This is a genomic window from Virgibacillus sp. JSM 102003, from assembly GCF_041949995.1.
GTDB lineage: Bacteria > Bacillota > Bacilli > Bacillales > Amphibacillaceae > Lentibacillus.
On sequence record NZ_JBHFQH010000007.1, the window covers coordinates 39,895 to 65,702 of the forward strand.

24 protein-coding genes are annotated in these 25,808 nt (G+C 37.9%); 7 read left to right on the forward strand and 17 right to left on the reverse strand.

The features are described from left to right. Position 1: 1 nt before the first annotated feature. From ACE1TG_RS09445 to ACE1TG_RS09460, 4 genes are all read right to left on the reverse strand, one after another. Complete coding sequence (locus tag ACE1TG_RS09445; protein ID WP_375052124.1) at positions 2–3,268, reverse strand: helicase C-terminal domain-containing protein; 3,267 nt, start codon at positions 3,266–3,268, stop codon at positions 2–4. After that, positions 3,265–5,031, reverse strand: a complete 1,767-nt coding sequence (locus ACE1TG_RS09450) for a phospholipase D family protein (protein WP_375052125.1) — start codon at positions 5,029–5,031, stop codon at positions 3,265–3,267. The genes ACE1TG_RS09445 and ACE1TG_RS09450 overlap by 4 nt, the downstream gene beginning before the upstream one ends. Beyond that, positions 5,024–6,223, reverse strand: a complete 1,200-nt coding sequence (locus ACE1TG_RS09455; RefSeq protein ID WP_375052126.1) for a DUF6361 family protein — start codon at positions 6,221–6,223, stop codon at positions 5,024–5,026. The genes ACE1TG_RS09450 and ACE1TG_RS09455 overlap by 8 nt, the downstream gene beginning before the upstream one ends. A gap of 223 nt (positions 6,224–6,446) precedes the next feature. Then, positions 6,447–6,758, reverse strand: coding sequence for a hypothetical protein (locus ACE1TG_RS09460; protein WP_375052127.1), 312 nt, complete (start codon positions 6,756–6,758; stop codon positions 6,447–6,449). A gap of 562 nt (positions 6,759–7,320) precedes the next feature. Between ACE1TG_RS09460 and ACE1TG_RS09465 the strand changes: the two genes are divergently transcribed. The 4 genes from ACE1TG_RS09465 to ACE1TG_RS09480 all read left to right on the forward strand — a co-directional run bounded on the left by ACE1TG_RS09465 (position 7,321) and on the right by ACE1TG_RS09480 (position 10,203). Beyond that, entirely contained in the window at positions 7,321–8,247 is a 927-nt protein-coding gene (locus tag ACE1TG_RS09465) for a prenyltransferase (protein ID WP_375052128.1), read from the forward strand. A 433-nt stretch (positions 8,248–8,680) separates the two neighbouring features. Continuing rightward, the gene (locus ACE1TG_RS09470; RefSeq protein WP_375052129.1) at positions 8,681–9,160 is read left to right on the forward strand and encodes a DUF2975 domain-containing protein; all 480 of its coding nucleotides are present in this window, start codon (positions 8,681–8,683) and stop codon (positions 9,158–9,160) included. A 10-nt stretch (positions 9,161–9,170) separates the two neighbouring features. Further along, positions 9,171–9,392, forward strand: a complete 222-nt coding sequence (locus tag ACE1TG_RS09475; RefSeq protein WP_375052130.1) for a helix-turn-helix domain-containing protein — start codon at positions 9,171–9,173, stop codon at positions 9,390–9,392. Positions 9,393–9,411: 19 nt separating this feature from the next. Then, positions 9,412–10,203, forward strand: coding sequence for a DUF817 domain-containing protein (locus ACE1TG_RS09480; protein WP_375052131.1), 792 nt, complete (start codon positions 9,412–9,414; stop codon positions 10,201–10,203). Positions 10,204–10,271: 68 nt separating this feature from the next. On the opposite strand, the gene ACE1TG_RS09485 is transcribed toward ACE1TG_RS09480, so the two are convergent. From ACE1TG_RS09485 to ACE1TG_RS09495, 3 genes are all read right to left on the reverse strand, one after another. Then, positions 10,272–10,661 carry a hypothetical protein gene (locus ACE1TG_RS09485; protein WP_375052132.1) on the reverse strand — a complete coding sequence of 130 codons (390 nt, stop codon included), beginning with the start codon at positions 10,659–10,661 and terminating at the stop codon, positions 10,272–10,274. A gap of 172 nt (positions 10,662–10,833) precedes the next feature. Then, entirely contained in the window at positions 10,834–11,904 is a 1,071-nt protein-coding gene (locus tag ACE1TG_RS09490) for an acyl-CoA dehydrogenase family protein (protein WP_375052133.1), read from the reverse strand. Positions 11,905–12,010: 106 nt separating this feature from the next. Further along, positions 12,011–12,541, reverse strand: a complete 531-nt coding sequence (locus ACE1TG_RS09495; RefSeq protein ID WP_375052134.1) for a DUF4242 domain-containing protein — start codon at positions 12,539–12,541, stop codon at positions 12,011–12,013. A 165-nt stretch (positions 12,542–12,706) separates the two neighbouring features. Here ACE1TG_RS09495 and ACE1TG_RS09500 point away from each other — a divergent pair, with 165 nt between their 5' ends. Next, positions 12,707–13,135 (forward strand): winged helix-turn-helix transcriptional regulator, encoded by a 429-nt coding sequence (locus ACE1TG_RS09500; RefSeq protein WP_375052135.1) that lies wholly within the window; start codon positions 12,707–12,709, stop codon positions 13,133–13,135. 59 nt (positions 13,136–13,194) lie between these two features. Here the strand turns inward: ACE1TG_RS09500 and ACE1TG_RS09505 are convergent, their stop codons facing one another. The 5 genes from ACE1TG_RS09505 to ACE1TG_RS09525 all read right to left on the reverse strand — a co-directional run bounded on the left by ACE1TG_RS09505 (position 13,195) and on the right by ACE1TG_RS09525 (position 18,616). Continuing rightward, positions 13,195–13,962 carry an ABC transporter permease gene (locus ACE1TG_RS09505; protein ID WP_375052136.1) on the reverse strand — a complete coding sequence of 256 codons (768 nt, stop codon included), beginning with the start codon at positions 13,960–13,962 and terminating at the stop codon, positions 13,195–13,197. Between the two features lie 4 nt (positions 13,963–13,966). After that, the gene (locus ACE1TG_RS09510; RefSeq protein WP_375052289.1) at positions 13,967–14,920 is read right to left on the reverse strand and encodes an ABC transporter substrate-binding protein; all 954 of its coding nucleotides are present in this window, start codon (positions 14,918–14,920) and stop codon (positions 13,967–13,969) included. Between the two features lie 60 nt (positions 14,921–14,980). Continuing rightward, positions 14,981–15,766: an ABC transporter ATP-binding protein gene (locus tag ACE1TG_RS09515; RefSeq protein WP_375052137.1), complete on the reverse strand. Its 786-nt coding sequence runs from the start codon at positions 15,764–15,766 to the stop codon at positions 14,981–14,983. 632 nt (positions 15,767–16,398) lie between these two features. After that, a complete protein-coding gene (locus tag ACE1TG_RS09520) occupies positions 16,399–17,190 on the reverse strand; it encodes a TerC family protein (protein ID WP_375052138.1) in 792 nt (263 codons plus the stop codon). Between the two features lie 208 nt (positions 17,191–17,398). Further along, on the reverse strand, positions 17,399–18,616 hold the full coding sequence (locus ACE1TG_RS09525; protein ID WP_375052139.1) for an alanyl-tRNA editing protein: 1,218 nt from the start codon (positions 18,614–18,616) through the stop codon (positions 17,399–17,401). A gap of 203 nt (positions 18,617–18,819) precedes the next feature. Here ACE1TG_RS09525 and ACE1TG_RS09530 point away from each other — a divergent pair, with 203 nt between their 5' ends. Together ACE1TG_RS09530 and ACE1TG_RS09535 are read left to right on the forward strand one after the other, a co-directional pair. Beyond that, a complete protein-coding gene (locus ACE1TG_RS09530) occupies positions 18,820–19,362 on the forward strand; it encodes an NADPH-dependent FMN reductase (protein WP_375052290.1) in 543 nt (180 codons plus the stop codon). Between the two features lie 168 nt (positions 19,363–19,530). Beyond that, positions 19,531–20,424, forward strand: a complete 894-nt coding sequence (locus ACE1TG_RS09535; RefSeq protein ID WP_375052141.1) for a fructose bisphosphate aldolase — start codon at positions 19,531–19,533, stop codon at positions 20,422–20,424. Positions 20,425–20,552: 128 nt separating this feature from the next. On the opposite strand, the gene ACE1TG_RS09540 is transcribed toward ACE1TG_RS09535, so the two are convergent. From ACE1TG_RS09540 to ACE1TG_RS09560, 5 genes are all read right to left on the reverse strand, one after another. Then, complete coding sequence (locus tag ACE1TG_RS09540; protein ID WP_375052142.1) at positions 20,553–21,071, reverse strand: SRPBCC family protein; 519 nt, start codon at positions 21,069–21,071, stop codon at positions 20,553–20,555. A gap of 99 nt (positions 21,072–21,170) precedes the next feature. Beyond that, positions 21,171–21,494 carry an ArsR/SmtB family transcription factor gene (locus ACE1TG_RS09545; protein ID WP_375052143.1) on the reverse strand — a complete coding sequence of 108 codons (324 nt, stop codon included), beginning with the start codon at positions 21,492–21,494 and terminating at the stop codon, positions 21,171–21,173. Positions 21,495–22,064: 570 nt separating this feature from the next. Then, positions 22,065–23,441 (reverse strand): MFS transporter, encoded by a 1,377-nt coding sequence (locus ACE1TG_RS09550; RefSeq protein ID WP_375052144.1) that lies wholly within the window; start codon positions 23,439–23,441, stop codon positions 22,065–22,067. A 202-nt stretch (positions 23,442–23,643) separates the two neighbouring features. Further along, positions 23,644–24,312: an aspartate/glutamate racemase family protein gene (locus ACE1TG_RS09555; protein ID WP_375052145.1), complete on the reverse strand. Its 669-nt coding sequence runs from the start codon at positions 24,310–24,312 to the stop codon at positions 23,644–23,646. A 1-nt stretch (position 24,313) separates the two neighbouring features. Further along, the gene (locus tag ACE1TG_RS09560) at positions 24,314–25,666 is read right to left on the reverse strand and encodes a TRAP transporter large permease subunit (RefSeq protein ID WP_375052146.1); all 1,353 of its coding nucleotides are present in this window, start codon (positions 25,664–25,666) and stop codon (positions 24,314–24,316) included. Positions 25,667–25,808: the final 142 nt, after the last annotated feature.

Genomic DNA, 25,808 nt, shown 5'->3' on the forward strand with positions numbered 1-25,808 from the left:
ATCACTTCTTCGAAAAAGGACTCAAATTCATAAACAGATCCTTCAACTGATCTTCATCAAAATTGTTGTTCTGTAAATCGTCTAGTAATTCTTCCTGGCGCGCTTGTCCGAGACTTAATCTGTATAGTGCTAATATTTTCATAAGCCTATTATATTTAGCACCATCCCTGCTAAGTGGGTACAACGGAAATATACGTTCAATATTGATATCTTGGTGCCCTGCCAATGACCAATAAGGTACTAATTCCGATGTCTGAGAGTCTCTTTCAATCTGGTTTGCAGCAGTAAACATTTCCTGCCATACATCTTTTGTGAATGAAACATCACCGTATTTACTAGCGATGTTTTGCCGTATATTATGGCCCTTATAGCGGTTAATCCTGCCATCGCGCTGCTCAAGATCGATTGGATTTGACGGAAGATTCCAATGCATTATTTTTCGACAGTAATAATGAAAGTCCAGTCCTTCCTGTCCAATTGAGGTTGTAGCCAGAACGAATGGTCGAAATGGTGAATTAAACGAGAGTCTGATATTTTCTTTTCGATTAAGTGTGTTATCTTCATTTCTAGTATCATAGAAACCAACAGCATAATTGGTTCTCATTTTAATATATTGATTTCCTTTTTTCTGATCATTCATGACACGATTTTTAAACGTTCGATACGTATCAACATTGTAACTAGCTGTGTGCGTATTTAATGATTTTGACATAGTCTTAATTAGTTGTTTATTACGCTCCTGCTCTTCAACTTTGTTCAGCCCACCTTCTTCAAGCAGCATATGGGCGTACTCATCAAGCATTGCCTGCATATTTCCTGATACACCATATTTGAGCACGTTTTTCCAATGTGCATTTTTATCTTTTTTCCCATACTCCAATTGAACGATTGAAATTGCTTCTTGGGTATTAAAACGATCAACTATAGTCTTCGCTAGCTGAACAGCATAAGGAAGTGAGTCGCTATCAGGATTCTCAAGTAATCTCAACGAACAAACTGCTGGAGATGCTAACGCCATATTAGCTAGAACATCCAATAAATCATCAGGCTGTTTACCAAGTATAGGCAGTTCATTTTTATGAAAGATTTTTCTTAACTCTTCAAAGTGTTTTTCTAGTGCAACTTTGTCTCCGCTACGAATTTCTTCTTCGTTGTCAGCTAATGTAGATAACAGATAATCGTTGTTAAGCCATTCCTGAGTGATTTCTTGCTCTAAATCAAACATGACAGGGGCAAAATAATACCACCTTTCATCTTGCCTAGAAACGTTATCACTCGGCTCATATTCTATTTTGCCAAGTAAAAGTTGAAGTTTATCTTTTATTTCATCCTTTATTTCAACTAGTGTTAGATTCCTATTTAACACATCGATTGGATTAAATAAATTTTTCAATGTAACAGAAGGATACAAAAGTGATAAATGATTCATATTTGATGGTTCGTTATCCTTCATTACAAATGTTAATCTTGGTGAGGGAAAGCGTCTAGGATGAAAATACTTGTGCACTTTTGAGCGCTTTTTTCTAGGGATTTGCTTGACCAATTCACCTACTGTCCTGCGTTCTGCATCATAAGAGAGGAGCGTCGCTATTGCTCGTGGAACCATTTCCCATGCAGAAAATACAAGCACCTTTGAAAACCGGCTTTGGCCCGAGTAAGCTCCGTCAAATTCATAATATGGTAAGGATGGAGGTATCCACATTAATCTCTCTGCATTTCTTGATAAGGCTACTTCCTTTAATTTTGTTAGTCTAGCATTTGTTTCTCTTAACTTTCCATATCTATCTATCGTTTTTTTATCAATCCACATTAGAGGATTATTTGCTAACTTGTTATTTTCGGGATTCTCCATAAAACTCTGTGATATCTTTTGCTTCAGTTTGTAGCGATCCATAAATGACATCAAAAAAGGAGCCGATTTCACATATTCGACGGGAACCTTGTCTTTTAGTCCAATGTCTTGTAACAGCGAATCCATTTCTATATACGATGAAACATCATCCTGGGTAATCTCTAATGGAGTTTTGTCAACGGAAGCTTCCGTAATCTCATTCGTACCTTCTTCTAAAATACGCTCCGTTCTGGCAATCCCTTTATAGAGACTATTCTCTGCTTCCTGCTTTTTCGCAACTATCATTGAGAAATCTTGTTCAGAAATTTGACTTAACGCATAGGAAAAGTTTCTCCAAACTTCTTTAAATTGCTGTTTATGTTCTTTATGCTTCTCAAATAAAAAGTCAGTAACTTGCGTAAATTCCTTATAATGCTCATCACTTCCAGTTTCTGATATCTCCTCAAGCGTAGAATAAGGCTTATAAGGAGTAGCAGATAATAGTAATATCTTCACATCATTGGCATCAGCTTTTGGACTGTTAAAAAATTTACTGGCAAGCATAGCTGTTTCGCTTTCCCCATCAGCATTAATCAATTCTGGAAACCGTTGAAATTCGTCCATGATAACAAGGTCGGCATCAATCAAGTCTACACTGATTTCTGCCATCATTTTTCGCAGCTTTTGAATAACCCTTGTTGCTCCATTCACTCTTTTACCTGGTTCCCATTCTTGTTGAATGACACCAGATAAGTTGGCGATCTCATTAAGTAACAAAGGTTCTTGTTGAAAAAATTCATCCACTTTCTCTAGCATAACGTTTAGATATTCCCCATCACTTTTTTCATTACAAGCCTCAACTCGATCTCCGTATTCTTCCTTTTTTTGTTCCCAGCTACCAGTAGCCTTATCAGTCATCAATTTATCAAATTCATTTAAATAGGGTTCTAGAGGTTGGTACCTTTTCAACACAGAATAGATTAAAGCTCTCTCTAACACACTCCCGCAACCACCTGTCATATCAAATGACGTCGAAGGAGTTAGTGGAATAAGCTGAATATAGTTTTCTTTAATTTGAGGGTCAAACGTATCTTCAAATATTTTGATATGCTGCATCGATAAACGGGTATCTGATAGCCCATCTAATGTTACTCGTTGATCAATTTTAAGCTTTGCCAGGTTTTGTCCAGCAATATTGGAATTGGAACAAACATATACAACTTTAAAGAGATCATCTTGTAACCGTTCTTCATGATACCTAGCAATCTTAGCAATAACCCCTCTAGCTACCATTGTCTTACCAAGCCCTACTTCATCGGCTACTAACACACGGTTAAATTCATTCGTAAATAAGCTATAAACTCGATCAACGGTCGCTTTTTGAAAATCTTTCAAACCAGAAAGAATTTCTTCTTCTTTTCGAACTAAGTTAATCATTTTTTCACCTTCTTTGCTGCATGAATGAAAGTTTGATACAAATGCTGAAATTCAGTTGGAATAATGTCCTCTTTCTCAATAATGTTAATTATGTTTTCTACATCTTCCAGTTTTTCCGGTGAACGGGCAGCAGTTTTGAGCATATTCTCATAAAGTGCTGGATAGTCTCCTGTATCCATGTCCCAATTACCAGAACCTGAATTCTTTTGTTCCAGATTTTCTAACACGGATAATAAAAAATCATCCGATAAAAGAAAAGCAACATATTTTAGAAAAGTATGTGAGTCTTTAATAATCGAACGAAAAATCTCCTTCTCACGTTCTTCAGGGATACCATATGTCTTAATCTTGATAACTCTTTGGACCTTTTCCCCACCTTTTGTTGCAGTTATTTTATAAAAGTTTCCTAGCTCTAATAAACTCAATTTCTCAAAAGAAGTTTCTTTCTGAAGAGGCAACTCCTTTGTACTCAACAGAGGACCAATTGAAAAGTCGCATCCTACAGGAATATCTTCAAATCTTACGTTTAATGAATAATCGTCATCATCTTTTACAACAAACGCATTTGATTGAGTTCTGCAAAGCTGTTTTATTCCCTTCTGAAGTAAGTCTGCTAAGTCGGACTCTACTTCTTCTTGTTCTGGAATGACTTCAATTCTTTCAAAAGGATTTTCCTCATCACCAAACATATCCTCCAGTAAATCAGTAATCCTAAATCCGTGTTTCTTATATTTTAGCTTGATTAAAAATTCAACATTGCCATGAAATGCATTTCTTGAGCTATTCGCAGATCCGATATAAATATGATGTTGATTAGATTTAGTTCTGGCATAAAGCTTTGCATGAATATCCTGGAGCTCGGTTATTTCACCTTCATTAATATCCCCACTTATAACACTCTCACCATCAATGACTGAATCTTTTAATGTAAATACCTCAAAATGCGAAAGCATCGGTTCCGTAAGTTTTTGCAATTCTGTTTTCCTTGTAATTAACACCTTTTTAGCGTTGCTTAATTCAAGTTCGTTTAGTTCAGAAATAGTGCTCTCACTTATAAATGGAGATATGACAATCAACTGATGGTATTTTTCAAAAATTCCTGTTTCCGCTTTACCGTACCCTGTAATTCCAAGAGGAAAAAAATCAAATTCAGGGATATATTTATTTGCTGGATCAAATTGTATATAGTCCAGTTCTGAAATAATGCTTTTGATTTTCCCTCGCTTCTCGTCTTCTCCTGTGAAATTTACAAGGTACTGAAAAAAATCTGCTAGTGGTTTATTCTTATAGGTTTTATTGTTAGTCCTCTTCCCTTCAAGCGCAATCGCAATATCCCAACTCCGATCAAACGTTAGGTTCCGTGTTAACACAAGTAGTCTGTATAATACGTCGTTGTTATTATTCTGGTACTTAATCAGCCATACTTTTGGGTGAAAAGATCGATTATTTTCTAGGGCTACTTCAAAAACACTATCTTCCATCATTGCGAATATCGAATTCTGGTTCTGTGGTATTTTAATTTGCCCCGCTTCACAAAAAATCGCAAACTTATCTGCACTTCTTCGTAACCCTTCAAGCACATATATGGGATCATCTTGAAAGGTTTGATCCATTTCCTCAGACAGACTTAGCGCCAACGGAACACCAACGAGTGCCTGTAAGTCCAATGCATATGTTGTTCCGATTGCAAATTCAACCTCGTACCCTGATGGTGGTGTGAGTAATTCAGAGTAATTAAGCCGATTTTCAGCTGGTTTAAGCATTGTAATCCCCCAGACCTGCAAATATATCCTCGAGTATAACTTTTGCATCCTTAAAACGATATTGGAGTTTAGGAGTTCCAACCCAAGCCCCATCCTCATAGGTAAATATTTTAGAGTTCTGTAATTTTGCCCGGTCTCTTGATTTAAGCTCAATTTCCCGCTTTATTATAAGCCTATCTATTGTTGTAAGATCCCCTGATAAAACCGCTTTTTGCCATTCACGAAGAAATATAATCAGCTTAGAGTTCTTTATATGTAGGCGATTAATGACATTCATGTAATTAAAGGATTCAAATTCTTCTTTAACAAACGAGCTGTTAAACCACTCAGACCATTTCTGTAAAGCCTTTTTGTTTTCACCATCTGACAGAATCACGTTGTAGCGAATATTTGCCCCTGAAATAAACTGATTAAAGCGTTTCGCTCTATTATAATCTTCAATTAAATTATCAGGTAACGAAAACATCTCTCCAATAGCATCAAAGTCATCTATCTTTATAAGCTTATCGAAATCCTGCGATAACAAATAGGAAAATAAACTATCCTTCGATTTTTCGGCGGACGTAATCCGTTCTTTTAAAAAGTGCGCTTCATCAAACGAAAGTTCCATGGAAGGATTATATTTCCAATTAGACTCAGGGAGTATACATCGCCAGAACGTACTGGAATACTCTCCACTTATAGTTCCAGCTTCATCTGACTCCTCATTTCCAAAAGATTTTGCTGCCTCTTTCTTATTCTTCATCCTGAAAACAGCTTTCGCATAATTGTCCAATGACAAGGAACTATGTTTAAAAATCTCAAATGTCCTTAAACCATTCCAATAAATATTAGAAGGCTTTCGCTTAAGTTTCTTGCCAGCCCGAGCACCGATTACTCCACTCGAATCCTCTTTATTTAACGTTTCGATTAAAGAAACCTCTTCTTCACCAAGTTGGTCAATAAGTTCTTTTGGTGTCTGGAAACTCTTTTTCTCCAGCTCCATTAATAAATATGGAACAATTAAAAAATACTTCGCCCGTGTCTGGATCGTGGAAGTACCCGGAAACAGAATATCTGCAAAACCATCCCGAATCAAACCAATTCCCAGCTCATCCACCGCTCCAGGTTCAGCAAGTGCATGAAGCACCGCCATCACCTTGTCCCTATGTTCACTTGAATAATCAATCCAACCAAGTTTCAATGCATTCAATTTATGAACCCCTTTTAATTTTCTAGTAAAATCATTTTTAGAAATATCAATTATATTACTATAATTGTATAGTATAATTGATAGTGTTTAAAGTTTTGACTTAAAAGCATAGCTACAATGTAGCCTTTTACTATAATAACTGAATGGGTGTACAAAAATTTGTTAGCCATTAATAATGCTATACACAAAAAAGGATTTACGACACAGTCGGGACCTCTATTACTCAAATTATGGATCTGCTTTGAAAAAATTGCTGCATGTGCTTTGCTAAATGAGGGTATTTCGGTAATAAACCAATTGTATGCTCTAATAAGGACAAATCACCTATCGTAATTATGTTTCTAATTTTTAGAGACTGTAATTCCTGGTTTAATCTACCAGTTTGAAGGACACGATGTTCTTTATTCGACTTTTTAAATAGACTTATTAGTTCCTCTTTTTCCGCCTTTTGCAAACTCTTCAATACATCAAAATAATAATCTTTTTCGCAATCAGGAATTGTAGATTCATATATAAATTTGTCCAACTTCTTCATTACATAACCTCCTCATCAAAAAACAGAAGTCTTTAGAATCACTTCTGTTTTTACCGTGTATGCAATATTTGGTTATCAAAAAAACAATCAATTTATGTAATGCTACGAGATGTATCAATATATATTAATTCTCTTTCAAAATCATTTTCATTTATCTTATAATCGTCACAGTTATATATAATAACTGCTTCAAACTCCATCCCTACCGCCCTTAAGTATCATTGATATTTACTTCTCACTAAGTAATTACCAACTTATTACTAATCCCTTTTAATATTTTCCCACTAATTTCCTTTCCTAATTTTAACATATTTAATAATTAGTATGATAAATAGTAGAAAAAATTACGTTTTAGATGGATGGCCCTCACATTATTAAATTTCTATTACTTTCCCCTCACCATGCCTCTTTTCTCCCACAATAATCGATAGTAGTTATGAATAATGAAATTATTCATAACCGGACACCCTTTACCCTTCAAAAAATAATAGCTTTCATATCTTACCAGAAAGGGTATAGTGTAAAGCAGAAGCGATATACGAAAAAGGAGTTAAAAATGATCATGAATCAATCCATATTAGCCTCAATTAAAAATAGCTGGATTCTATTACGATCAATAGCGGTAGTCTCTTCAAGCGTTACGACGATAGTTTCTACGGTTCTTCCCATATTCCTGTATTATTCAATTTCACAAAACAGGCTACTTTTGGTATTCCTGTTATTACTATTCGGTGCCTTCCTGATTCACGGTGTATTGACGCATGTGTTGAATGATTTCGCTGACTATAATTCAGGAACAGATCAAAATAGCCCGGCAATTTTGTCAGGTGGTAGTCGTGTTATTCAGACTGGTGTTATATCTGCTTCTTCACTCTGGCTGTTGGGGAAATGGCTAATTTTTTCACTAAGTTTGATTGTCGTAGGATTAATCATATTTGGTTACTTTAAAGTCGCTTTATTACTAGCCATCGGTCTATGGGGAGCCATTTCATACTCGCTCCGTCCATTTCAATTCAGTTACCGTCCATTTTTTGGGGAGTGGCTATCCATGTTTCCGTCTGTTTTTATACTCGGACTTGCCGGTGCCTGGCTGCCGTTGGATGCAATCCCGATATGGGCGCTGCAAAACGCACTCATTAATGCCTTATTCTGTTTGGCCTGGGTAATGGTTCATCATATACCAGATCGAGAGGCTGATAGAAACGCTTCCCCTATCAAAAAAACAAGCGTTGTCTGGGCTTTTGAAAGGTTTGGATCTGCATTCAGTCGTCTGCCCGCCCTGTTATATTTCGCGTTGGCTGGATTATGCGCTGTCTGGCTGGGCGCCGATCGTATCTGGGCAATGATTGGAGCGCTATCTATAGTAGGGACTGCGATTTTCTTAATCCTCAAAATGCAAATAGAAAATCATTATCAAGTCTCTGCATATGAGAAAATCATCCTTATACTTGCGATGATTAACGGGGTTTGGCTTGGCATTTTCATTTAATTAATAGACAGACAAAACTGAGTATTTTCCATCTTGTTGCACTAAAAAACCAACCGTTCAGGATTGACCACTAATCTGGCGGATTCTCATTCCGTTATTTCTTAAAAATAGCCTGTTTTAATCGTGTTATGTAATCCTCATTCCGCTATTCATCCTTTTCAGCCATATTTTTAGTTGTTTTTGGGTAAATAACGGAACCAGGAACCGTTCAACCCCACATGAAGGCTTTTTCTCCTATTTAGCGGAACCACAATCCACTTCACTTGATTGCAAGATCCACATCCCGCTAAATCGCCCCCTCATCCCTGCCCCCTCGCACTAAAAAACAATCCCTCAAACAACAATAATATAATATTATTCAACATTTTATTATTGTAAAACAATAAATAATGTGTTAAAGTCAATATGATAATAAATTAGTGAGGTGCTTTTGATGAAACGTGGATCAACACTCTTTTTAAAATTAGCTGTTATTCTGATTGGAGTTCCGATTCTTGGTTTGTGCATATTTGGTTTGCCTATCTTAGCTAGAGAAGCAGCAGAAAGTTCGGAGTTTGCTTATGTACTATATGGTATCTTAATAGTTATGTACGCATCGGCAATACCTTTTTTTGTTGCATTGTATCAGGCTTTTAAGCTTTTAGGTTATATTGACAAAAACAAAGCATTCTCGGAATTATCTGTGAAGGTTCTAAAAAATATAAAATACTGTGCAATTACAATCAGTGGCTTATATGTGGTTGGCATGCCCTTCTTCTATATTTTTGCGGAGTTAGACGATGCCCCAGGTGTCATATTGGTTGGAACACTCTTTATTCTTGCTCCAATGGTCATAGCTGTTTTTGCTGCTGTTCTCCAAAGACTTTTGCAAGAAGCTATTACTATAAAATCAGAAAATGAACTAACGGTCTGAGGTGAGTAAAATGGCGATTATAATCAATATTGATGTAATGTTGGCTAAAAGGAAAATGAGCGTAACTGAACTTTCGGAGAGAGTTGGAATTACGATGGCTAATCTTTCTATATTAAAAAATGGGAAGGCAAAAGCGATCCGATTATCAACTCTGGAGGGCATTTGTAAGGCTTTAGATTGTCAGCCTGGAGATATTTTAGAATACCGAAATGATGATAACACCCAAGGTTAATTTTAAGGAGGTGAAAACTATGAGAGCACTGGAACAGCTCACTCGTTTTGGTTGGGAGCAAGCTCTGTCATGTTTGTTTCCCATTGCTATTTTTGCCTCTTTGGCAATCACCCAAATCGTGCCACTTCCCTATATACCACGGTATGACTGGCTACTCATCATCTGCCTTCTAATGCAGTGGTGGATGGTTCGTTCCGGCCTTGAAACACGGGATGAACTAAAGGTTATCTCATTGTTTCACCTTATTGGACTTGCACTTGAAGTATTTAAGGTACATATGGGGTCCTGGTCTTATCCTGAGGAAGGATATTCAAAGTTTTTCGGTGTGCCTTTGTACAGCGGGTTCATGTATGCCAGTGTAGCCAGTTATCTTTGCCAGGAGTGGAGAAGGTTAAAGGTTAAACTTGTTAATTGGCCTCCGTTTTTGGCAGTAGTACCTCTTGCAGCTGCTATTTATTTAAATTTTTTCACCCATCATTATTGGATTGACGTTCGTTGGGTGTTATCCGGACTTGTGATTATCGTCTTCTGGCAATCTTGGGTAACATATGAAGTTGATAGGACGCGTTACCGTATGCCACTAGCACTTTCTTTTGTGCTTATCGGAATTTTTATATGGATAGCCGAAAATATCGCAACGATCTTTGGGGCCTGGGAATATCCAAACCAGTCCGATGCATGGAGTCTCGTTCATCTGGGAAAGGTTAGTTCATGGCTGTTATTAGTGATTGTTAGTTTTCTTATAGTAGCGACGTTAAAACAGGTTAAGAGGGAAGATTCTTCTAGGATAGAGACTAGTCAAGTTATATAATTGTTAGTACAACTCAAATAATAAAAGGCAGCATATAAACTGCCTTAAATCACCTTTAAAAGTCGCTATTAATAGTATCCTCCACCGTATCCGTACCATGGATAAGCAGGGGAGTAATATGGGTAACGGAATAAGCTTCTGAAAAAGGGAAACGGGAAACGTTGTCGACGGAATCGACGGAACCTTCTCCTTCGCGGGCGTCCGTAATCATCGTAATCGTAGTTATAATCATATCCATACCCAAACTGTCTGTTCATTTGTTCAGCATCCACTTCTTCTGGAACTAACATGGTCACACCTTCCTCATCCATGCTATCGATAATTCCTTCAACCTGCGTTCCATCGCTTAGTTGTCCCATGACATGGTAGTTCATATACTGCTTACATAGCCCTTTAATTTGGTCCGGTTGGTAATCTCCCTGAAATTCTTGAGGATTCATCTGCATATTGTTGTACACTAAACATCTCTCCTTTCTTTACATCAATATGTTATTCTCCCAGCTTGGGTTATGTGACCATATAATTTAGGTAGACTACACAACCAATCACTTGGTGTTTACTATAAATAAACATTCAGAAATCACCTGAACGCTTTTTTTACAAATCATGCTGTTAGCATTTGTTTAAAATTTACTTTGATAATAATTTTTCCAGATGCTTTTCTGTCGGTGTAAGATTTATCAAAAAATATGATTCCCGCAACCTTCTGAATGGATGACTTTTTTCCAGATAAGCTGCTCCACCATAATGCAGCATATCCCCATGTGCAGCTTTAATCGTCAATTTATCAATATCTAGGCGAACCTGCAATATTTCCTTCCAGGCATCCTTCAGTTCATTCCGCTCCAATATTGACGTAATTTTTTCCTTTAAAATAAAATAATCCTGTTCCAATTCGTCCGGTTGAATTGATAAAAACTTATTGACTCCACCTTGTTTGCCTGGTGCCTTTTTTATCGATTCGATGACTGCAGATGTAACACCAAGCCCCAGCGAAATTTGATAAAGTACAAAAGCCGGGCGAACGTGGACTATAAAATTTTCAGCATCCGACGATATGATCCAATCATCAGGAATAAACACATTATCAAATTTACATGCATATGTTGCACTGCCATTAACACCTAAATAATTTGCTTTTTCTTTCAACGTTAAACCGTCTGCATCGCAAGGTATATAAGCCATAATTTGCTTGTCGTCATTCAAGGAGGCAATTACCCCGAACCAATGATTACCCTTCAGGTTGGAAACAGATGGTAAGTTACCGGAAATAACGAAACCACCTTCTCTTCGCTCAGCTCTTAAGTGCAGCGGCTCTAATCCAGCATAGTATTTCATTGGATTGGATAATCCTGTACCTCCAAGAAATTCACCTTTTTCAAGAGAAGGAAGCAGTTCTTTTTTTAGGTAATGATTATCACTATTGCGCAGATAAGTTAATGAGGCAAGATGACACCATAAATTGAATGCTGTTGTCATACACGTTTTTGCTGTTTCTTCTACGATCAGCATTTCGTGCTCAAGTACCTCAGACGTTTGGATGCCATTCGAATTAGTAAGTCCCGTTTTTCCTAAGTCAGTTAAGAAATCCTCAGCATAATAGGCTTCCGCATCGATCTTTTTGACAAACGGCTTCAACTTATCTTTGATGATTGGAGCCAAATTTTCCTTTACTTCAGATTTATCCGCTACCATTTGCATCGACTCCCTCCTCCTTCTAAATCCACCCGCATAGTTGGTAGACATTGCTATGTAAAATCTGCTGACAATCCCCGGATTTCCGGGAGATTATCAGCGATAGAGATGATTAATCATCATTAATTTCAGTTATGGAATCGATTGGCGTATCCACCGCTTCACGTGCTCGTTTCACAGCTGACTCATCTGGTGCATCATAAAAACAAAGACACTTACTCATATCCTCACACACATAAGTTCTTGAGAAGGAAACCTCTGGAACCTCAGCATAATGCACAGAATTCTTTTTCTTGCGTTCTAAGTATTTATCCATTGTGAGATTCTCAGGTAAATTCCATTCGACAAGGTAATTAATATTGTCTTCCTGCTTTTTCACATCTTCCAATTCTTTTCCTACAAGTCTTACTTCCTTGATTAGTTGGATCGTAACGCCTGTTTGACTTAAATTCTCCTCAATAACTTGAGTTCCTTCAGCTTCAAAAATAAAAAATACTCTAGAGAAATCTTTTGAAACCTGAACTTCAATTAAATTTACGTCCTTCTTACTTAAGTCTTCCTGGATTTCAGCAATTTTAGCTTCAAAATCTTCCTTTTTATTAATTTCTGCATTCAACTCAGACTCTGTTAAATAAAGGGTCATGGTAAATCCTCTCCTTAGTTTATTTTATTTAAAACCCATAATTCCAATAAAATTAGTCAACTTTATATCTTAAGGTTATTTTATTATACTAACTTCAAAAAATCAACCTTGTTGAAAAATATGTTATTATTTATTTACAAGAAAAAAAGACGGAGGTTTTAAAATATGAAGACAACAACCTATAATTTACCTTGTAATATCGCACAAACCTTGAACATTATTGGAGACCGATGGACACTGCTAATCATACATGAGATTTTAATCGGAAATACTACGTTCAGTGACATAAAACGGGCTTTAGATGGTATTTCTTCCAACTTGTTATCCGATCGTTTGAAGTATTTAGAAAGCAGTGAATTAATTTCTTCCACGTTATATTCTGAACATCCGCCAAGGTATTCCTACACCCTGACAAAGAGTGGTGAAGATTTGGAGGATGTCTTCAATGCGATGATTCTCTGGGGCAAAAACAACCTGGAAAAATGCTATAAAAAACTTATTCATCAAAAGTGCAATCATGAAGTGGATATCACTTATTATTGCTCCCACTGCAATGAAAATGTAGATGACATTGTCGCAGTAGAAGCGGACTAGACTTTATCTAATATAAGTAAAGACCAGGGTCACATTCCTGGTCTTTATTTTATAAAAAATCAATCACTTGGCGACATTCCCCATTGTCTTTCAATCCATCGTTCTAATAGGCGAATTCCCCTATCAAGCAGTAAGCCACAGAGACCAATAAAAATAATACCTGCTAAAACAAGATCCAATCGCAATAAGTTTCTAGCATCAACTATTAAATAGCCTAATCCTGACTGCGACCCAACCATTTCACCTGATACAAGAAATATCCATGCTGTTCCTATTCCAATATGAAGCCCATTAGCGATTGCTGGAAATGCGGCAGGAAAAATGATTTTTGACATCAGGTGCGGCTGTTTGATTTCTAAATTCCGTGCTAACTTAAGGTATGTTGAATCTACTTTTTTCACTCCGGAAATAGTAGATAACAATATTGGGAAAAAGGCAGCAATAAAAATAATCACTATTGCCGGAGTACTTCCAATACCAAACCACAGTACGATAAACGGCGACCAGGCAATCGGTGACACGGGCCTTAGCACTTGTACGATGGGATTGGCAATATCCCACAGTTTTTGAATACGCCCCAAAAAGAGGCCAAGCACTACAGCTAATATCGCTGCTGACAGATATCCAACTAAAAACCGTGATAAGCTTGCTTTTAAATGAACAAAGAAAACCCCGTCAACAATCATGGAAACAATTGCCTCAGCAACTGTGACAGGTGGTGGCAATAGAGCCTCCTCAATATCTGTCACCCATATGGTGACCTGCCAAATTGCAACGATGATAAAAACAGCTATCAAAATGTCCTTTGTTTTCTTCAAGATTTTCATATCATCACTTCGCCTTGTTAATTAATGTATTATCGACAAACTCGTCATAAGCAGGAGGATTCTCTAGTAATCCCATTTCTATTAGGTACTGACTTAATTGTTCATAAGCATCTTTGTTTATTTTTAAATTATCATAGGAAATCCATTTTAATGATAAATCCATGACCTCTTTGTCGACTTCCATATACTTAGAGGAAATCTCCTTTACGTGTTCGTCCTTTGCCTCTGCTTTTCCCCCAGCCTTCACATAACTATCCACGAAGTCTTGCGCAGCTTTTTTATTATTTTGAATAAAATCACCTTGCAAGATCAGAGCACAATCTACTGAATCCTCCCAAAGTTCTTCCGATTGATGCAATACTTTAGCATTACCTAACACTACGGACTGAGCACCAAATGGCTCTGCCACCACATATCCTGCAATTCGACCTTGCGAAAGAGCTGCTGGCATTTCAGCCGGAGCCATTTCCACAGCGTTCACATCTTCATAATCCATTCCTGCCTGCTTAAGCATTGCGTACAATAGAATATTGTGCGTTGAAAACTTATGTGGTATCGCAAATGTTTTACCCTTTAAATCGCTCACGTCTTTAATATCTTCAGAACCTACCAGAACGTTTCCATCCCTGTGCCCAAGTGCTACTGCCTTTAGATCAATCCCCTGTTCCTTCGCTCTCATCGCAACTGTTATCAGACTGGATGCTCCATCTATCCTTCCTGTGTTTAAGGCATCCATCAAATTTGGCCATGAGGAGAATTGGACAAGTTCAAGATTAAAACTCTTTTCAGTCTCCTTCATCATTTCTTTTTGCATGTATAACGGTACAGCATGTGTAATTGGCAAATAACCTATTTTAATAGTTGGCTTCCCGTCACTGCCACTACTTGTGCTTTGCCCACATGCACTTAACAAAAGGACAGCTATAAAAAAGATAGCCATCAAAAAAAACTTTCTCATCATCCTTTTCCCCCTATTGAATGTTAGCTGTTTTCTAAAAGACAAAATCAATGAAACGGCCTATATAGAAAATTCAGGCTGTGGTGTTGATCCGCTTAATTGGAATTCGTTTAAAATAAGTTTCCGATAATATTGGAAGTCATCCCCACTGCGATCCCTTGGTTTATATGTATCTATGATAAATTCCCGTTGAATCTGTCCCTGATGTGCACCCATAACCATGATCCGGTCAGCAAGATAAATGGCCTCATCAATATCATGCGTTACCAGAACTATGGTTGTTTGAGCCTTTTCTTGGATTTTTAATAATTCATCCTGTAAATAATAACGGGTAAATGTGTCCAAAGCCCCAAATGGCTCATCCATCAGCAGTAAACCAGGTTCAATCGCAAGCGCTCTGGCAATTGCGACACGTTGCTGCATCCCACCCGAAAGCTGACGGGGAAAGTGATTCGTTTTACCGTCCAACCCAACCAAGTTTAAATATTTCAAGGCACGCTCTTTTCGTTTTTTTGAGGATAGACTTATATTTTCCAGTCCTAATTCCACATTTTTTATAACGGAGCGCCACGGTAAGAGTCCATAATCCTGAAAGAGCATAACGCTTCTCCTGCTTGGTCGGGTAACTTCTTGACCATCCAACAAAATATGACCATGATCAATGTTCTCAAATCCACCGATTAAATTAAGCAGCGTGCTTTTACCACAACCACTTTGACCCAAAACAGCGACTGTCTCACCTTTCTTTATATCAAAGTTAATATCATTTAATACCTGTTCAGACTCCCCATTATTTGCATAGCTTTTATATAAGTTCTCTATTTGGATAAGTGGTGTCTCACTCAAATTATTACCTCCTTTCATTATAATTCCAATCGGTTTAGTTGGTTTTAAGGTTGTTAGTTATTTTATTATACTTTGTTCAAAAAAACAACCTAAGTTTATACTTTTAATTAAATACTTAAATCACTGTCATAATTAATAAATAAAGCAGTAAATCCGGCCTATTGGTAGATGTGGTACTTATGTTGAGTTCCATAAAAAGGGGGTTTTTACAAATTAAAACAATAAGAATTAACGTTACTATGAGGAGATATTGAATACGTTGTAGTAAAAATGTGGAGGCGTTGGGAGCGGGTTTAGGAACACACAAACTACTGAAGTGGATCGTAGTTCCGCTAAATGGGGAAAAATCCGTCATGTAAGGGGGAAACGGTTCCTGTGTTCAGTTATTTATCCAATAACAATGACAATGGTGTCGGAAAGGGTAAATAGCGGAATAAGGATTACATAACACGATTAGAAGAGGCGTTTTTCTGGAAATAACGAAATGAGGATCCGCCAAATTAATGGGGACATGCCTGTTTCGTGATTAACACACGTAAAGGTTATAAGAAACCACCCTAAACGCTGCGCAAGCTCAGGGTGGTGTTCTATATTCATATATCATTTAAATCCGAAGCACAAACTCTTTGTCCCTATTTTTCATTTGTTGTTCCCTCGCCATCATAGTTGGTTGTTTCTCTTCCCGGTGCAAACCAGCCTAGTAAGGCGATAGCAACCAGGACTCCATAGAACGTAAGGGTCCAGGCTGTACTATGAGGAAAATCATGAGCCAAAACGCCAATTTCATCATGCGCTAGAGTTAGAACAGCAAGTTTGACGCCAACCCAGGCTACAATTGCATAAGCAGTTGTTTCCAGAGCGGGGCGCTTTTCGAGCAGCTGAACAAACCAGGTTGCTGCAAACTTAATTAAAATTAGGCCAGCAATTCCGCCAAGTACGATCACAGCAAATTTACCGCCATCCATTCCGCCGAATTCATCAATCGGTGAATCCGGAAGTCCAAGAGCAAGCGCAACAGCTGCTAGAATTGAATCAATTGCAAATGCAAGGTCCGCTAAAGCAATCTTTCCAACGGTTGGCCAGAATCCCTTACCTTTTGATTCTTTCTCAGTATCCTCTTCAATTTTTTCATTATCTTTACCGAACCGTGCCTTGATCACATGCTTCAGACCAAGGTAGAGAAGGTAAGCTGCACCAACAGCTTGTACCTGCCAAACATTCGCGATAAATGAGATTGCAAATAATGCACCAAAACGAAAGAAAAACGCCATAATAATACCATAGTTAATTGCCTTTTTCTTCTGGTCAACCGGTAAATGTTTGGCAATAACTGCCAGTACAAGCGCATTATCAGCCGATAACAAACCTTCCAGACCAATTAGAATTAATAATGTCCATCCATATTCAAGTAAAAGTGATTCCAAGTGTGTTCCTCCTAAGTAATACTAATTCATATCGAAAAACCTAATAATAAAGAGATTTTTGTCACCAAATACCGTTTAAGTTCCTTTATTGATTGTAAATCATTCGTTAAAAAAAGAAAACCTACTCTGCTTCTTTGCATGCAGCATCCTTAATATTTTCCCAAACAGGTGGATAACCATTCCACTTTCCAAAGATTTAGGCTGGCATTTAATCGCTTTTAAATGATGCCGCTTGGTTGATTAACTTCTCCATTAATTCCTCTGCTGAAATGATTGTACCTCCTCCGCCTTGTGCAACTGAGTCAGTTCCCCCGCCTTTTCCATTAATAGCGGGCAGGACATTTTTAACTAAATCATTCATATTAATCACAACATCGTTACTTCTCGAACAGACAATTTGAAGCTTGTCCTCTTTTTTATTGATGAGCAATACCAGTATTTGATCTGATTTTGCGACAATCCGTTTAGCCAGTTGCTGAAGTTCCGACATTGACCGGTCACGAAAAATTGATTTTGCTACTTTCCAGTTGTTATGAGGATCAGCCTGTTCAATGTAGGACTCTGCCTCATATTCAATCAGTTTCATGTTCAACTCATTGATCTTTTTATCAAGTTTCTTATTCAGACGCAACGTCCGAATTGCCGTTTCATTCAAATCCTTTTGCGGTGCATTCAGCGTATCTGTTAAATTTTGAATAACCTTATGTTTTTCATCGAGCTGTTTTAGCACTCTAGTTCCGCAAACAAAGTAAACGCGTATCTTGTTCTTTTTTTGCTTTTCCCAATGCAAAATTTTAACAGAATTTATCTGCCCGGTCGAGTCTGGATGTGTCCCCCCACAGCCGTTATAATCAAAATCCGGAATGATTACGAGACGAATATTATCCTCAACGGATACTTCTTTCCGCAGCGGAAAGCTTGAAAGTTCCTCCTTTGATACCCATCTTGTTTCAACAGGTCGATTTTCCAGGATCATGTTATTTGCCGTATTTTCCACACGGAGAATTTCCTCATCTGAAAGGCTCATTGCCTCAAGGTCAATTGAGCAAATTTCCGTACCTAAATGGAAGTTAACCGTTCTGTAATTATATTCACTTTCAAAAGCTGCCGATAGTATATGCTGGCCGGTATGCTGCTGCATGTGATCAAAACGCCGGTCCCAGTCTAATTCACCAGTATATTCATTATGTATTTCAGCAGGCTCTTCTATATAATGTCGGACTTCCCCATCAATTTCCTCAACATCATATACATTAACACCATTCAGTGTTCCAGTATCATGAGGCTGGCCGCCACCAGTTGGGTAAAAAGCCGTTTTATCTAAAACAACATAAAAACGCCCCTGCTCATCCTTGTCTGACTTTTGCAGTCTGGCTTTAAAGCTGCGCATATACTGATTCTGGTAATATAATTTTTCTGTCACCATAGTTGTACTCCTTTATTTTATAATACTAGTTATTTTATCACAAACATGTTTTTCCCCCGCTTCATACAAGCAAATTTGTTGCATTAAAATTCAGAATAAGATAACTTCACTAGTAAATGTAGCAGTAAAATATACTCGTACATAAACGTGATAGAGACACCTTATTCAATGCAAATACTAAATAATATTGTGAGGGAATAATGATGAAACTTGTCGGAGTATCAGGAGCACTGGCTGGTGAGAAGACATCTCTAGCTGTAAACGACGTTTTGGTCGCTGCTCAACTTATTGACTCAACCATTCAGACAGAGTTAATTGATTTAAGGGAGTATGATGTTGAGTTTGCTGTTGGTGCCCCATTAGCAGATTATAACGATGATACTTGGGATGTTGTTAGTAAAATATCAGCTGCCGATTTTCTGGTATTTGGCACGCCAATTTATCAGGCATCCATTTCAGGAGCATTAAAAAACCTGTTAGACCATTTCCCAGAAAATGCCTTTAAATATAAAGTAACAGGTATTATAGCTACAGGATGGTCCAGCAATCATTTTCTTGTACCAGAATATCAGTTAAAGCCAGTTCTTTCCTATTTTAAGGGATTAGTTCCAACGGGGAATGTCTTTATCCATAATGATGCCTTTAACCTGGATAGTGATGAAATTACAGATCGTAATGTTGCTGATAGAATTCAAAATCTTGCTGATGAAATGATTTATCTGCAGCGGGGGATTAATAATAGATAATGATTTCCAGGCCAAGCTTTTGTAAAATTTTCGTTCTATACCATACTAATGTATAATTGGTTATGTAAGCAGTTAAGTCTGTATTATTGCATTGGTGCAACTAAAGCTTGGCAATAACCAAGTTTACCAGAGAAAAGCTTGTATTAGTAATCTAAAGGAGTGGATAAAATGAACAATAGTCAATTTGAGAAAATAAAAAATGGAAAAGGATTTATTGCGGCCCTTGATCAAAGTGGTGGCAGTACCCCAAAAGCATTAGCGAATTATGGAGTCTTGGAAGATGCTTATTCAAACGAAGAAGAAATGTTTAACCTGGTACATGAAATGCGCACACGGATTATCACATCACCTGCTTTTGATTCTACATATATCCTTGGTGCCATTTTATTCGAACAAACGATGGATAGTAAAATTGAAGGTATGTATACAGCAGATTATTTAGCTGATAAGAAAGAAATTGTACCATTTTTAAAAGTGGACAAAGGACTAGCAGATCTTTCAAATGGTGTGCAGCTGATGAAGCCTAACCCAGGTTTGGATAAATTACTTGAACGTGCAAATGAACGTAATATCTTTGGTACAAAGATGCGTTCCGTTATCAAAGAAGCTAATCCAGAAGGTATTAAGGCTGTCGTTGACCAGCAATTTGAAGTTGGAAAACAAATTATAGAAGCGGGCTTAGTTCCGATTATCGAACCAGAAGTGGATATTAACAGCAGCGACAAAGAGAAATCGGAAGAAATATTAAAAGACGAATTACTGAGCCATCTTAACGACTTATCTGAAACAGATAACGTGATGCTGAAATTATCAATTCCAACAAAAGCAAACAATTATCAAGAATTAATCCAACACCCACGCGTTGTTCGGGTTGTTGCTCTATCTGGCGGGTACCCTCGCGCGGAAGCTAACGAAAAGCTTGCGAAAAATGAAGGCTTAATCGCTAGTTTCTCCAGAGCATTAAGCGATGACTTGAATGTTAACCAAACAGATGAAGAGTTTAATGCTGCCTTAAAAGAAGCAGTAGATTCCATTTATGACGCTTCGGTTAATAAAAATTAATACAGTTAAAACAAGTGCCTGGTACCTTAGACAATGTTGAGTTGTCCAAGGTTCCAGGCATTTTTTAGTGTCTTCGAAATTCAATTATTCCTTGATCTCCAAAGATTTATACTGCAACTGTTTGTTAATTACGCATACTGAATTTGTTTCAGGTAGTCATCAAGACATCTATATTGTGAACCGGTTCCTTCTACTACACCCATATCTACAACTTTTTGTAGTGCTTCAACCGACTCAAATTGGGAACGCACAATGAGTTTAGTCTTTTCACCCTGATCAATAAAATTCATCGTTACATAAGTTTCTGGCATACCAGTTGAACTATTACCTTCCTCATCCGAGAATACATCGGTGTAAACGATTTTCTCAGGTGTACTGATTTCTTCATAAACTGTTTTACCCCAGGATTCCTGGCCATAAAAGTCTCCCTGGTTTTTATCTGTGCACCGCATGCAATAATGCCACAAACCACCGGGCTTAAACTCAAATTTGCGAGTTTCGGTTTCCCATCCTTCTGGTCCCCACCATTTTACCAAATGATCTGACTCCGAAAATGCTTTAAATACTAATTCCCTTGGTGCTTCAAACACTCGCTCCATTACAAGTGTCCGGCCATCCGTTCTGTGCGATAATTTGTTTTCTGACATTTAATTTCCTCCTAAAATTATTTTGTTGACTAAAATTAAACAAATCTCCTTCCTTTAATGTGAAATAATATAACAGTAATCCGACTGCGATATCATTCCTTACTCTTCATCTTCCTTTTCCTGCAGTTTCACCAAATAATCGTCCAATCGGTCAAATCTCTCCTCCCAGACTTGGCGGTATGATTCCAGCCAGGCGTCTAACTTCATGAGTGGCTGAGGTCTGAGCTTATAGATTCTTCGATTAGCAATTGGTTCTACCTCAACGAGCCCAGCATCACTAAGTACACGGAGGTGTTTGGAAACTTGAGGCTGACGAAGCTGAAGTTGTTCGGCGACTTCCCCAACTGTGAGGGGGCCATCGCGCAATAATTCAATGATGTTTAAACGATTAGATTCAGCAAGAGCACTCATAATTTTTTCCATACACATAATATACCTTTACAGGAATATTCTTGTCAAGGAATATTTGTAAGTGCCTCTCTCAGATGAAGGGTTCAAGGGACAGAATGTGAATTGGAAAGTAATGAAGTGAATCGTAGTTCCGCTAAATGGATAAAAAAGCTTTCCTGGAAGGGTGAAACGGTTCCTGGTTCCGTTATTTACCCAAAAACGATGAAAAATGTGGCTGAAAAGGGGAAATAGCGGAATGAGGATTACACAACACGATCAAAATAGGCGTTTTTAAGGAAATAACGGAATGAGGATCCGCCAAAACAATGGGCACTGCCTAGTGAATAAATTCGAGAATGCTAGCAGATGGCTTTAGCTGAAGAAGGACAGTATGCTACAACGTATAGAAAACCTGGCTTATCGCCGAGCCCTAATGGCGAGTGCCATAGTTGCACTTTGCAGTAAGAAAGTATTTATACTTTCTTAACTTCCAATAAAGCTCAGAATAAATTCTGAGCTTTTTGTCTTGCTATTTAAGGACAAAATTATTTACATTGAAATTAGTGTTTTTCTTTCCCAAAATTACCCCTGTTAGCTTGCATACTACTTCCTTCTAAACGACATATAAAAGAAACATCCATTCAATATCGTCAGCACGACAAACCCAACAAAGACATTACTGTAAACAATCTCGTTCCCCTGTGCAATTGAAAATGGATTTAATTTTATATCATTATCATAGTCTAGTATTTTTCCAATAATAGCTCCACCGAAAGCACCAGACATAAAATTAACTAAATTATAGATCCCCATTCCGACCCCAATCTCATTCTGTGGGAGAACGGTTGAAATCAGGTTTGCTGTAGAAGTCTGGATAAACGGAAATGCGATAAAGGTTATAATTAGAACCGTACTGATAAGCCAAGCAGGTCCTCCTGTGAAAATGGATATTAGCAAGAATCCAGTAATCATCAACGCAAAAGCAATAAAGACTACTTGTTCACTACCTTGTCTATCAGTTAAAATTCCGGCCAATCTTCCCATAAAAGCAGCAACCATTGCACCCGGGAATAATGTAAGACCAATAAGTAGCGTATTCAGTTCGTTTACCTCACTTAACAAAAGAGGCATGATAAACATTAGACCCATCATTGTCATAATTGCAAAGAAACCAGCAATAATCGTTGTTCGATATGGAGCGTTTTTAAATAAATCCGGACGAATAAACGGAATATCACTTTTGGAGATTCTCCACGCAAACAAACCAAAGAATACAATGCTACTGACGAGGTACCACCAATCAAACATCGTAATAAAAAGGATAAGATCAGCAACAGCTAAGGCAATCAATACAGCCCCAAGTATGTCAACTTTCCCATCCTTTTTCTCCTCCTCAGGCATCCAGATTTGGAAGAAAGGTATGGTAACCATTACTAGTGCAGAAATTAAAAATAAAAATTGCCAATTCAACGCACCCGCAACAAATCCACCAATCACTGGTCCTACGCCGGAGGCAAACGCCATTGTACTTGAAACAATTCCTAGTACCCTGCCTCTTTCATCCCAGAAATACCGTGACGGCACAATAAATGCCAATGCAAGAATGGAAGACGCTCCCATCGCTTGAATCAAACGCGCAATGACAACCATTAGAAATGTTGGTGCAAAAAAACCAAAAACCGAACCTATCGAAAATAAGCTCAACCCAATCGTCAATAACAGTTTCAACGGATAAATATCAGCTAATTTTCCATACATCAACGCACCGATTGCATACAAAATGATATACCCTGTTACAACCCAGCTTACCTGTGAGGGTAAAAGAGAAAAGGATTTTGCAATATCAGGTACAGCAATCATGAACATTGTTCCATTCATAACAGAAAATAATAATACTGAACACATCAAGAAGATGATTTTCTTTTTCTCTGAATTGGATAACGTATATTCTTTAGTCACTTGTTCAGCAATCGCACTCATTTCTCAATTCCCCCCTTCCCTATTAATAGCTTTCTATAGTAGAAATAATCCAGTAAAGCGAAAATAAAAAACATCATGTTGAATGAGTTTAACAAAAATATAATAAAGAGGGAATTATTTAAATTGAATGATTATCAAAAGAATAAGTGCCTGTCACCTTAAACGAATTGTCCAAGGAGACAGGCATGTGTGATTGCAGAATTCAAAATTCTTTTACCACATAGTTTATCAAAGTCGTGATATCAAAAACTGGTAGATCTGTCACTTCGTGTATGGCACGTTTATAAGGCGGCATATTGGTACACTCAAGTACAATAGCAGTTATATCCGGATAATTGCTGATGAGCATACGAACTGCTTCTTTCATTTCAAGAGACACTTTTTCCATGTCCATTGCATGTGTTTCATCAACAATTGCTGCAGTAAATGCCGACCTGTCATCCATACCCTCAATTGCGATTGGGATGTCACCAGCGTTCGCACCTTCCAAATGCTGTTTGCCCAAACTCGCTTTTCTTGCTGTAAGAATTCCAATTCTCCCACCTGTTACTGTATGATGCATCGGAATTTGGATTAAGCTTGATGCAAAGAAAGGAACTTTTAACTGATTTTGAATTTCCTGTTGAAAGATGGAAAGAAAGCCACAGCTTGTGGTTATTGCTGTAACGCCTTTTCCCTCTAAATACCTCGCTGATTCAATAAAAGGTTCGATCAATGCATTATCTCCCTTTTTAACTACACGGTCGATAGTTGCTTTTTCTACCACTCTATATTCAACAGGAAAAGGAAAGGTATCCGGGATCCCTATATCTCCCTTCGGCCGGTAAAAATCGGTATCCAGCATTAGAATCCCCAATTTTGCTGCCTTCATTTTAGATGAACCACACGATCAATCCGATGAGTAAGAAATATAGCGAGTTCGGTAATGCCAGCATCATGACTTTTAACGGATCTACTTTCGTATTTAAAATCCCGCCTATTAAACCACAGATGACAAACGCTGTTAGACCTACTGGCGGCATATTCTGGCCCGCTGCCGCTATATGGGATGCACCTAAAGCAATCAGTTCAGGAGCCACCTCCATTTTTTCGAGGATGGGACCAAGAAATGTAACGATAACGGATTGAGAAGTTGTTTGTGATCCGGTTAGCATACCTACAACTACCATCGACAATGCCCCGCCCAATTTCACCATTGATGAACCCAGCCCCTCTGTCATGAGAGCAACCTTATCTATTAGTCCGGACGCATAAAAAACACCAACCATAACCCCTGCACAAATCTGTATTTGGACAGTCTGATTTACTTTTCCCAGGCCATTTTTAAATACCCCTTTGGTATCTTTTCTGACCGCAGGAAATAAAAAGCTGACCAGAAAAGCAACGATAATTGCACTTACAACCTGAAAGGTAATTCCCTGCACAATTCTTATTTCTTTTAAAGGCTCCAGAATAAAAGCAAATAGAGAAATTTCGGTAAAAATATTATAGTCAAATAACGTATTGGCCAGCACAATAGCGATTAAAACGAGCAGTGGTATCAACGTCTTCCATCGTTCTTTTAAAATTTGGATAACCTTCTGTTCCGGAATTAATTCCTTTGGCATCTTTTTTCCGCGGACAAACCGAAATGATTCCAAGATAGCCAATATCGCACCGATTGTCACGGTTATGTAAGCAATCTTTATAACCGGACTTGGATCAACCCCTACCAATGAAGCAGAGAGAAATACACCTTGTGTAATTGGCGGCATAATGGATCCGATGGAAGCACCAAGTAAAATGATCATACCAATTTGTTCCGGCTTCAGTTTTAATTCTGTTAATGAATTGATAACGAGAAACCCAATGACTGTTGCTGCCGCTATGGCGTCCCCGAGAAGCGATCCGGCTAGAATAAGTGTAATAAATATCGCGACTATTAAACCCTTAGGTGAGTTCCCGAATGCTGCGCGGAGACTGTTCAATGTTGTATCAATAGCACCTAATTTGGCTTGCGATTCAGCATAAAGACTGCCAAACAACGACAGCATGATAACCCAGGAGAGACGGTCAATTCCATCCACGAATGCAAGTGCTGTTTCCCCTAGGTTTAATCCTGAAATAATTGCAGATGATACAGCAGCAACAAGGAGCGCAACCCGTATATCTCCTCCTATCTTTGGTATTTGTTTCACCAATGCAATGATAAAAAGTAACGCCAGCGGAACAATAATTTCAATCATACATTCCCAACCCCTTGTTTCGGCTGTTTTTTAAGGATTGTTGCTATTGATGTAAACGGCGACTTAGCCTATAAGTAGACGTTGGACTGCCGATGTGTAAAAAACAGTCAGCTCTTTAACAAAAAACGCACACTGCAGAGTT

Bases quoted from the DNA above. Each gene is read 5' to 3' on its own strand.
- ACE1TG_RS09560 (WP_375052146.1), bottom strand. From the start codon at position 25,666: ATGATTGAAATTATTGTTCCGCTGGCGTTACTTTTTATCATTGCATTG.
- ACE1TG_RS09500 (WP_375052135.1), top strand. From the start codon at position 12,707: ATGAAGACAACAACCTATAATTTACCTTGTAATATCGCACAAACCTTG.
- ACE1TG_RS09460 (WP_375052127.1), bottom strand. From the start codon at position 6,758: ATGAAGAAGTTGGACAAATTTATATATGAATCTACAATTCCTGATTGC.
- ACE1TG_RS09535 (WP_375052141.1), top strand. From the start codon at position 19,531: ATGAACAATAGTCAATTTGAGAAAATAAAAAATGGAAAAGGATTTATT.
- ACE1TG_RS09550 (WP_375052144.1), bottom strand. From the start codon at position 23,441: ATGAGTGCGATTGCTGAACAAGTGACTAAAGAATATACGTTATCCAAT.
- ACE1TG_RS09450 (WP_375052125.1), bottom strand. From the start codon at position 5,031: ATGCTTAAACCAGCTGAAAATCGGCTTAATTACTCTGAATTACTCACA.
- ACE1TG_RS09545 (WP_375052143.1), bottom strand. From the start codon at position 21,494: ATGGAAAAAATTATGAGTGCTCTTGCTGAATCTAATCGTTTAAACATC.
- ACE1TG_RS09445 (WP_375052124.1), bottom strand. From the start codon at position 3,268: ATGATTAACTTAGTTCGAAAAGAAGAAGAAATTCTTTCTGGTTTGAAA.
- ACE1TG_RS09540 (WP_375052142.1), bottom strand. From the start codon at position 21,071: ATGTCAGAAAACAAATTATCGCACAGAACGGATGGCCGGACACTTGTA.
- ACE1TG_RS09525 (WP_375052139.1), bottom strand. From the start codon at position 18,616: ATGGTGACAGAAAAATTATATTACCAGAATCAGTATATGCGCAGCTTT.
- ACE1TG_RS09470 (WP_375052129.1), top strand. From the start codon at position 8,681: ATGAAACGTGGATCAACACTCTTTTTAAAATTAGCTGTTATTCTGATT.
- ACE1TG_RS09510 (WP_375052289.1), bottom strand. From the start codon at position 14,920: ATGAGAAAGTTTTTTTTGATGGCTATCTTTTTTATAGCTGTCCTTTTG.
- ACE1TG_RS09480 (WP_375052131.1), top strand. From the start codon at position 9,412: ATGAGAGCACTGGAACAGCTCACTCGTTTTGGTTGGGAGCAAGCTCTG.
- ACE1TG_RS09475 (WP_375052130.1), top strand. From the start codon at position 9,171: ATGGCGATTATAATCAATATTGATGTAATGTTGGCTAAAAGGAAAATG.
- ACE1TG_RS09555 (WP_375052145.1), bottom strand. From the start codon at position 24,312: ATGAAGGCAGCAAAATTGGGGATTCTAATGCTGGATACCGATTTTTAC.
- ACE1TG_RS09490 (WP_375052133.1), bottom strand. From the start codon at position 11,904: ATGCAAATGGTAGCGGATAAATCTGAAGTAAAGGAAAATTTGGCTCCA.
- ACE1TG_RS09505 (WP_375052136.1), bottom strand. From the start codon at position 13,962: ATGAAAATCTTGAAGAAAACAAAGGACATTTTGATAGCTGTTTTTATC.
- ACE1TG_RS09530 (WP_375052290.1), top strand. From the start codon at position 18,820: ATGAAACTTGTCGGAGTATCAGGAGCACTGGCTGGTGAGAAGACATCT.
- ACE1TG_RS09495 (WP_375052134.1), bottom strand. From the start codon at position 12,541: ATGACCCTTTATTTAACAGAGTCTGAGTTGAATGCAGAAATTAATAAA.
- ACE1TG_RS09465 (WP_375052128.1), top strand. From the start codon at position 7,321: ATGAATCAATCCATATTAGCCTCAATTAAAAATAGCTGGATTCTATTA.